This window comes from Betaproteobacteria bacterium, from assembly GCA_016713305.1.
Classification (GTDB): domain Bacteria; phylum Pseudomonadota; class Gammaproteobacteria; order Burkholderiales.
The window spans coordinates 496,062-509,547 of sequence record JADJPK010000004.1 but is presented as its reverse complement, the minus strand read 5'-3'; the positions used below and the strand labels follow the sequence as shown (position 1 = coordinate 509,547).

The 13,486-nt window shown below is 62.6% G+C and carries 14 protein-coding genes and 1 riboswitch; of the genes, 7 read left to right on the top strand and 7 right to left on the bottom strand.

What is annotated here, in order from left to right; translation table 11 throughout:
- Positions 1–2: 2 nt before the first annotated feature.
- On the top strand, positions 3–620 hold the full coding sequence (locus tag IPK20_03050; GenBank protein MBK8015785.1) for a DUF4124 domain-containing protein: 618 nt from the start codon (positions 3–5) through the stop codon (positions 618–620).
- A 10-nt stretch (positions 621–630) separates the two neighbouring features.
- Entirely contained in the window at positions 631–1,401 is a 771-nt protein-coding gene (gene xth / locus IPK20_03045; protein MBK8015784.1) for an exodeoxyribonuclease III, read from the top strand.
- Positions 1,402–1,448: 47 nt separating this feature from the next.
- On the opposite strand, the gene ntrC is transcribed toward xth, so the two are convergent.
- From ntrC to glnA, 4 genes are all read right to left on the bottom strand, one after another.
- On the bottom strand, positions 1,449–2,855 hold the full coding sequence (gene ntrC, locus IPK20_03040) for a nitrogen regulation protein NR(I) (GenBank protein MBK8015783.1): 1,407 nt from the start codon (positions 2,853–2,855) through the stop codon (positions 1,449–1,451).
- Positions 2,856–2,865: 10 nt separating this feature from the next.
- A complete protein-coding gene (locus IPK20_03035) occupies positions 2,866–3,975 on the bottom strand; it encodes a PAS domain-containing protein (protein ID MBK8015782.1) in 1,110 nt (369 codons plus the stop codon).
- Between the two features lie 100 nt (positions 3,976–4,075).
- Complete coding sequence (locus tag IPK20_03030) at positions 4,076–4,549, bottom strand: DUF4124 domain-containing protein (protein ID MBK8015781.1); 474 nt, start codon at positions 4,547–4,549, stop codon at positions 4,076–4,078.
- Between the two features lie 148 nt (positions 4,550–4,697).
- A complete protein-coding gene (gene glnA / locus IPK20_03025) occupies positions 4,698–6,107 on the bottom strand; it encodes a type I glutamate--ammonia ligase (GenBank protein MBK8015780.1) in 1,410 nt (469 codons plus the stop codon).
- Between the two features lie 76 nt (positions 6,108–6,183).
- On the opposite strand from glnA, the gene IPK20_03020 reads away from it, so the two are divergent.
- Entirely contained in the window at positions 6,184–6,393 is a 210-nt protein-coding gene (locus IPK20_03020; protein MBK8015779.1) for a hypothetical protein, read from the top strand.
- Positions 6,368–6,820 (top strand): rhodanese-like domain-containing protein, encoded by a 453-nt coding sequence (locus IPK20_03015; protein ID MBK8015778.1) that lies wholly within the window; start codon positions 6,368–6,370, stop codon positions 6,818–6,820. Before IPK20_03020 ends, IPK20_03015 begins: the two co-directional genes overlap by 26 nt.
- Before the next feature lie 58 nt (positions 6,821–6,878).
- Here IPK20_03015 and IPK20_03010 read toward each other — a convergent pair whose 3' ends face one another.
- The 3 genes from IPK20_03010 to thiD all read right to left on the bottom strand — a co-directional run bounded on the left by IPK20_03010 (position 6,879) and on the right by thiD (position 10,747).
- The gene (locus IPK20_03010; GenBank protein ID MBK8015777.1) at positions 6,879–7,703 is read right to left on the bottom strand and encodes an undecaprenyl-diphosphate phosphatase; all 825 of its coding nucleotides are present in this window, start codon (positions 7,701–7,703) and stop codon (positions 6,879–6,881) included.
- A 194-nt stretch (positions 7,704–7,897) separates the two neighbouring features.
- On the bottom strand, positions 7,898–9,769 hold the full coding sequence (gene thiC / locus IPK20_03005) for a phosphomethylpyrimidine synthase ThiC (protein MBK8015776.1): 1,872 nt from the start codon (positions 9,767–9,769) through the stop codon (positions 7,898–7,900).
- A gap of 126 nt (positions 9,770–9,895) precedes the next feature.
- Entirely contained in the window at positions 9,896–10,747 is an 852-nt protein-coding gene (gene thiD, locus IPK20_03000) for a bifunctional hydroxymethylpyrimidine kinase/phosphomethylpyrimidine kinase (protein ID MBK8015775.1), read from the bottom strand.
- Positions 10,732–10,820: riboswitch (TPP riboswitch) on the bottom strand. Its footprint overlaps the gene before it by 16 nt.
- Positions 10,821–11,134: 314 nt before the next feature.
- Here thiD and IPK20_02995 point away from each other — a divergent pair.
- From IPK20_02995 to IPK20_02985, 3 genes are read left to right on the top strand one after another with little or no spacing between them, the layout of a single operon-like run.
- The gene (locus IPK20_02995; protein MBK8015774.1) at positions 11,135–11,788 is read left to right on the top strand and encodes a protein-L-isoaspartate O-methyltransferase; all 654 of its coding nucleotides are present in this window, start codon (positions 11,135–11,137) and stop codon (positions 11,786–11,788) included.
- Positions 11,788–12,111 (top strand): sulfurtransferase, encoded by a 324-nt coding sequence (locus IPK20_02990; protein ID MBK8015773.1) that lies wholly within the window; start codon positions 11,788–11,790, stop codon positions 12,109–12,111. The genes IPK20_02995 and IPK20_02990 overlap by 1 nt, the downstream gene beginning before the upstream one ends.
- A gap of 35 nt (positions 12,112–12,146) precedes the next feature.
- Positions 12,147–13,484 carry a TolC family outer membrane protein gene (locus tag IPK20_02985; protein ID MBK8015772.1) on the top strand — a complete coding sequence of 446 codons (1,338 nt, stop codon included), beginning with the start codon at positions 12,147–12,149 and terminating at the stop codon, positions 13,482–13,484.
- The last annotated feature ends 2 nt before the right edge of the window (positions 13,485–13,486 follow it).

Sequence of the window (13,486 nt, the reverse complement as noted above, 5' to 3'; positions counted from 1 at the left end):
CGATGATCAAGGCGATTTGCGTTGCGGTTGCGTTGATGTTGCCGCTGGTTCCGGTCGCGGCCCAGCAGAAGCTCTATCGTTGGACAGATGCTTCAGGGCAGGTCTTCTATACCGACAAGCCCCCGCCCACGTCCGCACGCAGCGTGGAGGAGAAGAAATTGGGAGACAAGGCAGGCAGCGGGCCCCTTCCGTATGCGCTGCAGCGTGCAGTCCGCGCATTTCCCGTGACCCTTTTCACGGCGGACTGCGGAGACGCCTGCACGAGCGCCCGCAAGTTTCTCGAGAGTCGCGGTGTGCCCTTCACGGAGAAGAATGCGCGGACGGCCGAGGTTCAGGCTGAAGTGAAGAAGCTCACGGGATCCGAGGAAGTGGAGGTGCCGATGCTCATGGTGGGCCGATCGCTCACGCGTGGTTGGGAGGAGGGGCAATGGAACGCAGCGCTGGATGCGGCCAACTATCCAAGGACATCCCTGTTGCCGCCCAAGCCATCCACATCGAAGTCGCAAGCGCGTGGGGCCCAGCCGCCCAAGTCGCCGCCGGCGGGTAATCAGGACGGCCCGGCGGAGACCGTACCGCCTGCGAAGGGTGAAGGCACTGCATCGAGCGCCTCATCGAAGTGATCGTCGTTGCATGAAGATCGCCACGTGGAACGTCAACTCGCTCAAGGTCCGGCTTGGTCACCTGCTCGAATGGCTGTCGCGCGAGCATCCGGATGTGGTCTGCCTCCAGGAAACAAAGACGGAGAACGCCTCGTTTCCCCAGGCTGAACTGGCGGTCGCCGGTTATCGTGCCGTCTATTCTGGTCAGCGCACGTACAACGGCGTGGCGATCCTGTCCAGGCAGGATGCCGTGGACGTCGTGGAGGGGATTCCAGGCTTCGATGACGAACAACGACGGGTGCTCAGTGCAACGTTCGACGGAGTCAGAATTGTCTGCGCCTACGTTCCGAACGGCCAGAGTGTCGACTCCGACAAGTACCAGTACAAGCTCCGGTGGTTCGAGGCCTTTCGCGCATGGTTGCGGTCGGAGCTACCCGTCCATTCGCGGATGGCCGTGCTTGGCGACTACAACGTCGCGCCGGCTGATGAAGATGTGCACGATCCAAAGGCCTGGGAAGGGCAGGTCCTGGTGAGCGAACCGGAAAGGGTCGCATTCCGTTCACTGCTCGGCGAAGGCTTCAAAGACGGCTTCCGGTTGTTCGAGCAACCATCCGGATCCTTCAGCTGGTGGGACTACCGGATGAATGCGTTCAGACGGAAGATGGGTTTGAGGATCGACCACATTCTTCTTTCGGAAGCCCTCGCACCCGCCTGCACATCGTGCCGGATCGACGCGGCCATGCGCGCCCTGGAACGTCCCTCCGATCACGCGCCCGTCATCGCCGAGCTGGCGGTCGGCTGACCATCCGCCCGACGTTGGGGCGGTGCGAAGACCGGATCGAGGATGTCTCAGGCCGCGTCCGGGTGCGCCCGCTCGTCGATGCCGAGTTCCTGTATCTTGCGCGTAAGGGTGTTTCTTCCGAGGCCGAGCAAATTTGCGGCTTCGATCCGGCGTCCGCCGGTATGCGCGAGCGCCTTCAGGATCAGGGCTCGTTCGAAGGCCTTGGTCATGTCGTCCATGATCCTGCGCTCGCCTCGCTTCAGCGCACTCTCGGCCTCGCGTTCGAGTGCGTTGATCCAGCTCTCGGTGGTGGTTCGTGCCGACCGTTCCCGAATCTCCGCAGGAAGATCCGCGATGTCCACGTTGACACCGGGAGCCATGACGGTCACCCAATGACAGATATTCTCGAGTTGACGGACGTTGCCCGGCCAGTCGAGAGCCGTCAGATACTTCATCGCGGCATCGGTAAGCCGCTTGGGCTCCACCCCCAGCTCCCGGGCACTCTTGCCGAGAAAATACTTCACAAGCAGCGGGACGTCTTCCCGCCGCTCTCTGAGGCTCGGCAATCTCAGCCTGATCACGTTCAGCCGATGGAAGAGATCCTCACGGAACAGTCCCTGTTTGACTCGCAACTCCAGATCCTGGTGTGTGGCGGCAATGATGCGCACATTGGCCCGGATCGGCTGGTGACCTCCGACACGATAGAACTGTCCATCGGATAACACGCGAAGCAGACGGGTCTGCAGGTCTGGCGGCATGTCTCCGATCTCGTCCAGGAACAGAGTCCCGCCTTCGGCCTGCTCGAACCGGCCTCGCCGCGTCGTCTGTGCACCCGTGAACGCCCCGCGCTCATGGCCGAACAGTTCGGATTCCAGCAGATCCTTGGGAATCGCGGCGGTGTTGATTGCGACGAATGGCTTGGAAGAGCGGGGGCTGTGCCGGTGCAATGCGCGCGCCACCAACTCCTTGCCGGTGCCCGATTCGCCATTGATCAGAACCGTTGCCTGCGATTGCGTGAGTCTTCCGATCGCGCGGAAGACTTCCTGCATCGAAGCGGCCTGCCCGAGGATCTCGGGGGTGACTTCCTGCGCTTCGATCACTTCCTCGCCTTGCGACACTTCCGTCATCGCGCGCCGGATGAGATCGACGGCCTGGTCCACGTCGAAGGGCTTTGGCAGATACTCGAACGCGCCGCTCTGGAAGGCCGACACAGCGCTTTCGAGGTCGGAATACGCGGTCATGATGATCACCGGCAGCGCGGGAAAGCGTGCCTTGATCTGCTGCAGCAGCTCCAGTCCCGAGCCGCCCGGCATGCGGATGTCGCTCACGACCACCTGGGGCGGCGCGCTGGAAAGCGCGGACAGTGCCTCGGGAGCGCTGGAGAAGGTCTTGAACGGGATATCCTCGCGCGTGAGCGCTTTCTCGAATACCCACCGAATCGAGCGGTCGTCGTCGATGATCCAGACAGGTCTCATGGTTCAGGGTCTAGCGTTGCGGTTTTTCATCGCCGGAATTCACGAGCGTTTCCGTGAGCGGCAACAGAAGCGTGAAACAGGTACGGCCAGGCTGGCTGTCGACTTCGATGAGTCCATGGTGCTGGTGCACGAACGTCTGCGCGATGGTGAGCCCGAGGCCGGTACCACCGTCACGACCCGAGACCAGCGGAAAGAACACGCGATCCTTGATCTGCTCCGGTATGCCCGGACCGTTGTCGATCACGTCGAGGCAGATCGCCAGCCTGTAGTGCTTCTTTGCCAGCGTGATGCGCCGGGTCACTCGAGTACGGAACATGATGGTGCCGTGACCCTTCATGGCCTGTGCGGCATTGCGAGCGATGTTGAGCACCGCCTGGATCAGTTGTTCACGATCGCCGATGACGAAAGGGAGGCTCGTGTCGTAGTCCCGCTCGATCGAGACCCCGGGAAATTCCGCTGCAATCAGGCTGCGGACATGTTCCGTGACTTCGTGGATGTTGAGCTGAACGAGCTTGGGCAGGCGGTGCGGTGTCAGCATCCGGTCCATCAACGATTGGAGCCGGTCGGCTTCCATCATGATCACCTGCGTGTATTCGCGCTGTTCCGGCTGCTCCAGTTCCCGCTCCAGCAGTTGCGCTGCGCCACGAAGCGCGCCGAGCGGGTTCTTGATCTCATGTGCCAGATTGCGGACGAGTTCGCGGTTGGCCTGAGTCTGATCCAGCAACCGCTCCTCGCGAGCGATTCGCAGTTGCTGCTGGGCAGGAGCGAGTTCGATCAGCACTCCGTTGCATTCCGGCAGCTCGTAAGGTGTCACCGTGCACGTCAGGACCTGCTTCTGTGGAACGCTCGCGTTGGCTGCAGTGAGCGTAAGGTCGTGCTGGGTGAAGCTTGATCGATCCCGTCGTGCCGTCTCCACCGCGGTCTCCAGCGCCTGTGATTCTGCGAAAGCCTCGCGGAGCGGCTGGCCCACCATGCTCTTGCGACTTGCCCGGAAAAGATTCTCGGCGGCCGGATTGAGGTGCGTGACGCGCAGATGACTGTCCAGCAGCAAGACTGCTGTCGACAGAAGATCGAGCCCTTGGAGAGCATCGGGCTTCATCTGGATTTGCTCCGGGGCCATGCCCTCGGAATTGCAATTAGCGCGCCATCAGAGACGCCGCCCGAGGAGCGTCGTTCAGCGATGCAATCGAGTGGCGGAAAAGAAGGCGCGAAGGCGCGATTCAGCGAGCAGCCGCCAGTTCGCGGCGAAGTGCATCGATATTGCGTTCGTGCCTCTGAACGGCGTCGGATACCGGCCCTAGCCGCTCCAGCACTTGCGCAGCGGCGCTCGACGACTGTGAACGGGTCTGATCCCCCTGCAGGAACAGACGCTTGGCTTCTTCGAGCAAGCGGATCTCCTCTGCCAGTTCCTGCTGCAGGATCCGCTGGCGATCGAGGTCGCGTCTTTGCTGGACATCCGGCTCGACCTTCGCCGACGGCTGAGGTTGTGAAGGCGTCGATGGCTTGGGCGTCGCCTGAGTGACCCGTTTTGGTGCGGGTGGCGGCACCGGATCGAAGCATGCGACCTTCCGGGCATTCTTCACCGGAACGTTGGCAAAGGTGATCCGGCCTTCTCCATCCACGTACTTGCAGGTTGCGCCCGCCCACGCAGGTCCGATCAGACTGAGCAGCACGAGGGCAAGAACGGTACGCATCGATTGCAGGCCTTGACGGAGTTGCGGCGGGTCGTGCCCGGTTCCGATCGAGTCTATGCGAGCAGGGGCGGGTCTGCAATTGGGCTCTCCGAAGTGAAAAAGGCGGGGTCGCCCCCGCCTTTTCCGCAAACACCGACAGCAAAGATGATCAGGCGCTGTAGTACATGTCGAATTCGACCGGATGGGTCGTCATCCGGAAGCGCGTGACTTCTTCCATCTTCAGCGTGATGTAGGCATCGATCATGTCGTTGGAGAAGACGCCGCCACGGGTGAGGAACTCGCGGTCGTTGTCGAGGTGTTCCAGTGCCATATCGAGCGACGAGCAGACGTTCGGCACCTTCTTCGCCTCTTCCGGCGGCAGGTCGTAAAGGTTCTTGTCGATCGCATCGCCCGGATGGATCTTGTTCTGCACGCCATCGAGACCGGCCATCAGCATTGCGGCGAAGGCCAGGTAAGGGTTGGCAGTGGGGTCCGGGAAGCGGACTTCGATGCGGCGAGCCTTGTCGCTCTGCACAAACGGGATCCGGATGGACGCGGAGCGGTTGCGAGCGGAGTAGGCCAGGTTGATCGGAGCTTCGAAGCCGGGTACGAGGCGCTTGTACGAGTTCGTTCCCGGATTCGTAATGGCATTCAACGCCTTGGCGTGCTTGATGATGCCGCCGATGTAGTACAGGGCGAACTCGGACAGGCCGGCGTAGCCGTTGCCGGCGAAAAGGTTCTTGCCGTCTTTCCATACCGACTGGTGCACGTGCATGCCGGAGCCATTGTCTCCCACGATAGGCTTGGGCATGAACGTCGCGGTCTTGCCGAACTGGTGCGCCACGTTGTGGACCGTGTACTTGAGGATCTGCAGCCAGTCCGCCCGCTGGACCAGCGGGGCGAACTTGGTGCCGATCTCGCACTGTCCGGGAGCCGCGACTTCGTGGTGATGCACTTCCACTTCAACCCCTTGTTCCTCCAGCGCGAGACACATGGCGGAGCGCAGGTCCTGCAGGGAATCCACGGGGGGAACGGGGAAGTAGCCGCCCTTCACCGGGGGGCGATGGCCCATGTTTCCGCCTTCGAGATCGAGACCGGTCGACCACGGGGCCTCACCGGACGTGATCTTCACGAAGCAACCGGACATGTCCACGTTCCACGTGACTGCATCGAAGATGAAGAACTCGGGTTCCGGTCCGAAATAGGCCACGTCGCCGATGCCGGAGGACTTGAGATAGGCATCCGCGCGCTTGGCAATGGAACGGGGGTCACGGTCGTAGCCCTTGCCGTCCGCCGGTTCGATGACATCGCACGTGAGAATGAGGGTAGGCTCGTCGGTAAACGGGTCCAGGTGGGCGGTGGCCGCGTCGGGCATGAGCAGCATGTCGGAGGCCTGGATTCCCTTCCAGCCGGCGATCGAGGAGCCGTCGAATGCGTGGCCGTCGACGAACTTGCTGTCGTCGAACGCTTTCACGGGTACCGAAACGTGTTGTTCCTTGCCGCGGGTATCGGTGAAGCGGAAATCAACGAATTTGACTTCGTTGTCCTTGACCATTTTCATGACGTCGGCTGGGGACATCCTATTTCTCCTAGAGCTATGAACTGTTACGAAAAAAGACCGGGAAGTAGACACGGACTCGGCAAACGAGCCCGCGATGGTGCAGGTTCTGTGCCACGGCTTCTTGCCGAAAAAGCATTGTGCCACAATTCCTTACGTGACCGCAGCAGGGCAGCGCAGCACTCTCTTGGTGCCGATTATTTCCGAAACGCACCACATCGGTGCGTTTCGTCGGGCGCTCGAGGCGGCCAATCCTTCATTTCCTCAAACTGGAGACGAGCATGGGAAGGTTGACCCAGATACTTGAAACGGCCCAGGAACGAGCCCGTACCAAGGGGCTTCCCTACGACGGAGCTCTTACTCCAGCCGAAGCCCAGGAACTTCTGACGCTGGCCCCCGGAGCCAAATTGGTGGACGTCCGCACGCGCGCGGAATGGGATTGGGTGGGCCGAGTGCCGGGCAGCGTCGAGATCGAGTGGCAGACGTATCCCGGAGGTCAGCCCAATGCCTCCTTCACGGCCGAACTCAAGCAACAGGTCGATCCGGAATCGCTTGTGATGTTCCTGTGCCGGAGCGGCGGCCGATCGCACGCGGCAGCCTCCGCCGCAAAGCAGGCGGGCTATACGGAGGCATACAACATTCTCGAAGGGTTCGAAGGGGACAAGGACGCGGCAGGACACCGCAATTCCGTGGGGGGGTGGAGGAAGGCGGGGCTTCCGTGGGTTCAGAGCTGAATCCGGTCGGCCAGACATACCGCATTCCAGGCGCGACCGCACATCGTGCCGACCTTGACTAGTCCGCTACCCACCGGACCCAACCGGCCCAGGAAGTCCAGAGTACAAGCCCGCCGAACACGATCCGGTACCAGGCGAACACGGTGAAGTCGTGGTGAGCCACGTACCGGATCAATCCTCGGACGGCAATCAATGCGCTGACAAAGGCCGCCGCGAAACCCACCGCGAACACGCCGATGTCATCCTGCGAAAGCAGCGCACGATGCTTCCAGAAGTCATACAGCGCCGCCGCGCTGAGCGTCGGGATGGCCAGGAAGAACGAGAACTCCGTGGCTGCGCGGCGGGACAATCCAAAGAGCATACCCCCGATGATGGTGGCGCCGGACCGCGACGTGCCAGGAATGAGCGCGAAGGTTTGTGCGATCCCCACCTTCAGCGCATCCGACAATCGCATGTCGTCCACTTCGGCAACTCGCACGGGTCGCTGCCGTCGCTCGATCCACAGTATGAGCAGCCCCCCCACGACGAACGCGATCGCGACCGGGATGGGATGGAACAGATGCGCCTTGATGTGCTTGCCAAGGAGCAGGCCCAGGATGGCTGCCGGGACGAACGCGACAGCGACATTCAAGACGAATCGCCTCTGTTTCGTGCTGGACCCCAGGCCGCCGATGGCGTCCCTGATGCGCTGACGATATTCCCAGCACACCGCCAGGATGGCACCGAGCTGGATGAAGAGAGCGAAGACCTTCGCCTTTTCGCCGGAGAAAGACAGGAGCTGCTCGGCGATGATCAGATGACCGGTGCTCGATATCGGCAAGAACTCCGTGAGCCCTTCCACGATGCCAAGCACCAACGCCTTCAGGAGAATGACGAGATCCATGAGGGACGCGATTATAGCGGCCCTTCCATCGTGAACAAGCCGGAACCTTCTTGCTGGGACCCTCTGCGAACAGGGAGACGCGAGCGGCTTTCAGGTGCCGGCACCGGCCACGGCGTGGTCATTGCCGTGGCCGAGCATGCCAATACCGATGGATCGAGGTGGCCCGGTTTGCCGGCGGCCCGTTCAGCGAAAGCTCATGTGCGCCGGTAGATCTCTGCGCCCTGGTTCAGGAATTCCACCGACTTCACTTTCATCCCGCGCTCGAGCGCTTCGCTTTCCTTGACGCCGGCCGATTGCGCGAACTCGCGAACGTCCTGCGTGATCTTCATGGAACAGAAGTGCGGACCGCACATGGAGCAGAAGTGCGCGAGTTTGGCTCCCTGCTGAGGCAGGGTCGCGTCGTGAAACTCCTTCGCCGTATCGGGATCCAGCCCCAGATTGAACTGGTCCTCCCAGCGGAACTCGAAACGCGCCTTGGACAGCGCGTTGTCGCGGATCTGAGCGCCCGGATGGCCCTTCGCCAGGTCGGCTGCATGTGCCGCGATCTTGTACGCGATGATGCCGTCCTTCACGTCTTTTTTGTTAGGCAATCCTAAATGTTCTTTGGGCGTGACGTAACAAAGCATCGCGGTCCCGAACCAGCCGATCATGGCGGCGCCGATGGCGGAGGTGATGTGGTCATAGCCAGGCGCGATGTCGGTTGTCAGCGGCCCGAGCGTGTAGAACGGCGCCTCGTGACAGTGCTCCAGCTGCAGTTCCATGTTCTCCTTGATGAGATGCATGGGCACGTGACCCGGGCCCTCGATCATCACTTGGCAGTCATGGCGCCAGGCGACCTGTGTGAGTTCCCCCAACGTCTTCAACTCGTTGATCTGGGCTTCGTCATTCGCATCGTAGATCGAGCCCGGCCGAAGCCCGTCGCCGAGCGAGAACGCGACGTCGTAGGCCTTCATGATGTCGCAGATGTCCTCGAAGTGCGTGTAGAGGAATGATTCCTTGTGATGAGCCAGACACCACTTGGCCATGATCGATCCGCCCCGGGACACGATGCCCGTCATGCGGTTTGCGGTCATCGGAATGAAAGGCAGGCGCACTCCGGCGTGGATGGTGAAATAGTCCACGCCTTGCTCGGCCTGTTCGATCAGTGTGTCCCGGAAGATCTCCCACGTGAGTTCCTCGGCCTTGCCGTCCACTTTCTCGAGCGCCTGATAGATGGGGACCGTGCCGATGGGAACCGGAGCATTCCGCACGATCCACTCGCGCGTCTCGTGGATGTGCTTGCCCGTGGACAGATCCATCACCGTGTCGCCACCCCATCGGATGGCCCACGTCATCTTCTCCACCTCCTCGCCGATCGACGAAGTGACGGCAGAATTGCCGATGTTGGCATTGATTTTCACCAGGAAATTGCGGCCGATGATCATCGGCTCCGATTCCGGGTGATTGATGTTGCTGGGGATGATGGCGCGCCCGCGCGCGACTTCGTCGCGCACGAACTCGGCCGTGATTTCCGTCGGCAGTTTCGCGCCGAACGAGTGGCCGGGATGCTGGCGGCGCAGCAGTTCGGTGTACTCGCCGAGACGCTGATTCTCGCGAATGGCGACGAACTCCATCTCGGGCGTGACCATTCCTCGGCGCGCGTAGTGCATCTGCGTCACGTTGCGTCCGCTCGCCGCTCGCCGCGGCAGCCGCTGCAGATTGAAGCGCAACGAGGCCAGATCCGGATCGGCAAGCCGCTCCTGCCCGTAGCCTGAGGTGGGACCCTTCAGCACCTCCGTGTCGCGGCGCTCTTCGATCCAGAGAGCGCGAAGGGGGGGAAGTCCGTTGCGGATGTCGATGGATGCTGAAGGATCGGTATAGGGGCCCGATGTGTCGTACACGAATACCGGAAGGTTCGATTCGGTTCCGGCGATGCCGGCCGTGTCGGACTGGGAAATCTCGCGCATCGGCACACGGATATCCGGCCGTGAGCCCGAGACGTAGATCTTGCGAGAGCGCGGCAGAGGTTGGATCGCTGCATCGTCCACGTGTGCCTGAGCGGCGAGAAATTCCTTGGGTGCATTCATGGTGTGCCTCCGTGATACGGTCGGGCCGCGCCCCGGAACACCGCTTCCGGTCGCGGGACGCTCTCCGTCGAACGATTGAAAGTTGCGAGCTGATTTATCCTGACGCAGCGTCTTGTCGTGTCGGGTTCAGGCCTGGTGTGCCGCCGGATGGCCACGCCGCCAGACGAGATGAAAATGGTTGAGCGGTCCGTGCCCCGAACCTACATCCAGGTCATTCGATGCCCGGATCGCACCCGCTACGTATTCGTGTGCGTCCCGCACCGCCTCCGCGATCGAGTCCCGCTGTGGCAGCAACGCCGCAATGGCGGAGGAAAACGTGCATCCGGTCCCATGCGTGTTTCGCGTATCGATTCTCTCGCTGCGAAACTCGGCGAACGCAACGCCGTCGAACAGCACATCCGTGAGAACGCGGTTGTTCCCATGTCCGCCCTTGAGGAGAACCGCCCGGGCACCCATGTCATGGATGCGTTTTGCGGCATCGCGCATCGACGCCACGTCCTCGCCCACCGGCCGTTCCAGCAGATCGGAGGCCTCGGGAAGATTGGGAGTGACGATCGTCGCGGCCGGGAGCAACCGTGTGCGCAGTTCCATGACCGCGTCCCGCATCAGCAGGCGATCTCCGCTCTTGGCCACCATCACCGGGTCGAGCACCACGAAGGGAGGGCGATGGGCGGCCAGCGCCTGCTCCACGACCCGAACGAGCGCCGCGCTGGCGAGCATTCCGATCTTCACCGCGTGGATTCGGACGTCGGCGAACAGGGTGTCGAGCTGCGCTTGCAGAAAGGACGGCGGAACCTCGTGGATGGCCGAGACCACACGCGTGTTCTGGGCGGTCAATGCCGTGACGGCACCACAGCCGAAGGCGCCGAGCGCCGAGAACGTCTTGATGTCCGCAAGCAGGCCCGCGCCACCCGAGGGGTCGACGCCTGCAACGGACAACACGTTCACGATCGAGCTGGAGGATTGCGGCCGAGACATCTTCCTACGCCGGTGTGGACCGGATCAGGTTCGAAGGGACTTTCTCACCGGGCGCCGGCCCCGGACGTGCGTCCGGAGCGCAACAGGCACCCGTACCCCTGTGTCTGAATCGAGACTACAGGAGCGGACCGGTGGTTGCAAACCTCCGCTTGAGACGCCGGGGTGTTCCCGTCGAACCGGGGTCCTGTGCCATAATCCCCCGTTGGAATTCAGGGCGCCTGAGTCTGCAGGCAAGACTCCGCAGAGGCGTGCGGCGCCCGCCGCCGGCGACCGCCGTTTGGCAGAGCCACAGCGTATGGCAAGACGTCGGCCGGGGCGCGCCGGGCGGGCGTGTCCGGACGGGGCGGAAGCTCCGCCGCGCTGTTATACATGGGTTGGTATTCGAATATGGACATGGAATTGGCGCGGGCCAACATGATCGAGAGCCAGGTGCGGACCTGGGACGTGCTCGATCAGAAGGTGCTCGACGTTCTGGCACAGGTCAAACGAGAAGACTTCGTACCCCCCGCACACCGCGGACTGGCCTTTGTCGACATGGAAATACCCATCGGCCACGGGGAAACCATGCTGTGCCCCAAGCTGGAGGCACGGCTGACTCAGGAACTGGGGCTGGCGTCGACTGACCGGGTTCTGGAAGTCGGCACCGGATCGGGATACCAGGCGGCGCTCTTGTCCCGCCTGTGCGCTCACGTCTATACCGTGGATGTCGTCGAGGAGTTCTGCGAAGGCGCGCGGCGCAAGTACGCGGCCCGGGGCATCGGCAACGTGACGGTCGAGACGGGAAATGCAGCAGAGGGCTGGGCAAGGCACGGGCCTTACGACGCCATCCTGCTGACCGGTTCCGTGGGCCGCCTGTCCGACGAACTGCGGCGGCAGCTGGCTCCCGGCGGTCGCTTGCTCGCTGTCGTCGGCCGCGCGCCGATCATGACCGCACAGTTGGTCACGTGCACGGCTCCGGGGACCTACCGCTCGGAAGGTCTGTTCGAAACTTGCATCGCGCCACTCAAGCTGGCGCGGGAACCCGAGCGCTTCGTCTTCTGATGCAGCAACTGGCGCCCGCCGAGCTCAAAGCGTGGATGTCCGATCCCGCGCGCACGCCGCCGGGCGTACTCGATGTGCGCGAGCCCTGGGAGTACAAGCTCTGTGCCATCGAAGGATCGAAATCGATGCCCATGTCCCGCATCGCCCAGGACGCTGCCGGTCTTGATGCCGAGAGGGACTGGGTAGTCGTCTGTCACCACGGAATGCGCAGTTTCCAGGCCTGCATGTACCTGCAGCGGTTGGGGTTTGCAAAGACCCACAATCTGCAGGGCGGAATAGATGCCTGGGCGCGCGATGTAGAGCCGGGCATGGCCCGCTACTGAAACGTACACGTTATAAGGGATTGACCGGACTCATGATGCGAAAAGCCAAGATCGTCGTCGCGTTGATCGCTCTTTTCGGCGCAGAAACCTCGACAGCCGCCGACCTCGTGTCGATCTATCGCGAGGCCGCCGTGTCCGACGCGCAGTTTGCCTCCGCCCGTGCGGCGTATCTCGCCGGCCAGGAGCGGGCCGTCCAGGGCAAGTCGGGTCTCTTGCCTCAGCTCACGGCCAATGCGGCGCTCAACTACACGAACCTCGACGCGCACTTCATCGGCGGAAACCAGTTCGCGGGAGGGCAGCGCGACTTCGGAGGCCGATCCTACGGCGTGCAGCTCACGCAACCGCTGTATCGCCCGCAGAACTGGGAAACCTACGAGCAGGGCAAGCTTCAGGCGCAAGTAGCGGAGATCCAGCTGAGCGCCGCCGCACAGGACCTGATGGTCCGAGTCTCCCAGGCCTACTTCGATGTCTTACTGGCCCAGGAAAACCTGACGTTCATTCGCGCGCAGAAGTCCGCTATCGCCGAACAGCTCGCCCAGGCCAAGCGCAACTTCATCGTCGGAACGGCCACGATCACCGACACCAACGACGCGCAGGCCCGATATGACCTGGCCACGGCGCAGGAAGTCGCCGCACTCAACGATCTGGAGGTTCGCAATCGCGCGCTTGCCGCCATCATCGGCAAGAATGCCGGTGGCCTCGCAGCGCCGGTGGAGCCGATCGTCCTGACGGCACCGGATCCGGTGGATATGAATGCCTGGGTCGGGCAGGCGCAGACGACGAGCCTGCAGGTCGAGATCCAGCGCGCGAACGTCGCCATCGCATCTCGGGAAGTGAAGAAGCAGCGCGGTGGACACATGCCAACGCTGGATGCGGTGGCGAACTACACCGATACACGGGCGAATGCCAGCACGTTCGGCTTCGGCAGCGAGGTGAAGCAGACCGTGGTCGGCGTCCAGCTCAATGTGCCCCTCTATCTGGGCGGGCTCGTGACATCCCGTGTACGGGAGTCCACCGCCAACCAGACCCGGGCGGAAAAGGATCTCGAGCAGGCGCGCCGCACGGCCATCCTCAATACCCAACAGGCCTATCTCGGCGTGACGTCCGGACTTGCGCAAGGCAAGGCGCTCGAACAGGCGCTTCAATCGTCGCTGGTTTCGCTCGAATCCACGAAGCTGGGCCGGGATGTCGGCGTGCGAACCTCTGTCGATGTCCTGAACGCCCAGCAGCAGGTGGCCAACGCCCGGCGCGATCTTGCCAAAGCCCGGTACGACACGATCGTGGCTCAGCTCAAGCTGAAACAGGCTGTCGGCCGCCTGACGGTGGACGACCTCGAGGCCGTGAACCGCCTGCTCAAGACCGAAGGGCGCTAGTC

Bases quoted from the DNA above. Each gene is read 5' to 3' on its own strand.
- IPK20_03050 (MBK8015785.1), top strand. From the start codon at position 3: ATGATCAAGGCGATTTGCGTTGCGGTTGCGTTGATGTTGCCGCTGGTT.
- xth (MBK8015784.1), top strand. From the start codon at position 631: ATGAAGATCGCCACGTGGAACGTCAACTCGCTCAAGGTCCGGCTTGGT.
- ntrC (MBK8015783.1), bottom strand. From the start codon at position 2,855: ATGAGACCTGTCTGGATCATCGACGACGACCGCTCGATTCGGTGGGTA.
- IPK20_03035 (MBK8015782.1), bottom strand. From the start codon at position 3,975: ATGGCCCCGGAGCAAATCCAGATGAAGCCCGATGCTCTCCAAGGGCTC.
- IPK20_03030 (MBK8015781.1), bottom strand. From the start codon at position 4,549: ATGCGTACCGTTCTTGCCCTCGTGCTGCTCAGTCTGATCGGACCTGCG.
- glnA (MBK8015780.1), bottom strand. From the start codon at position 6,107: ATGTCCCCAGCCGACGTCATGAAAATGGTCAAGGACAACGAAGTCAAA.
- IPK20_03020 (MBK8015779.1), top strand. From the start codon at position 6,184: ATGGTGCAGGTTCTGTGCCACGGCTTCTTGCCGAAAAAGCATTGTGCC.
- IPK20_03015 (MBK8015778.1), top strand. From the start codon at position 6,368: ATGGGAAGGTTGACCCAGATACTTGAAACGGCCCAGGAACGAGCCCGT.
- IPK20_03010 (MBK8015777.1), bottom strand. From the start codon at position 7,703: ATGGATCTCGTCATTCTCCTGAAGGCGTTGGTGCTTGGCATCGTGGAA.
- thiC (MBK8015776.1), bottom strand. From the start codon at position 9,769: ATGAATGCACCCAAGGAATTTCTCGCCGCTCAGGCACACGTGGACGAT.
- thiD (MBK8015775.1), bottom strand. From the start codon at position 10,747: ATGTCTCGGCCGCAATCCTCCAGCTCGATCGTGAACGTGTTGTCCGTT.
- IPK20_02995 (MBK8015774.1), top strand. From the start codon at position 11,135: ATGGACATGGAATTGGCGCGGGCCAACATGATCGAGAGCCAGGTGCGG.
- IPK20_02990 (MBK8015773.1), top strand. From the start codon at position 11,788: ATGCAGCAACTGGCGCCCGCCGAGCTCAAAGCGTGGATGTCCGATCCC.
- IPK20_02985 (MBK8015772.1), top strand. From the start codon at position 12,147: ATGCGAAAAGCCAAGATCGTCGTCGCGTTGATCGCTCTTTTCGGCGCA.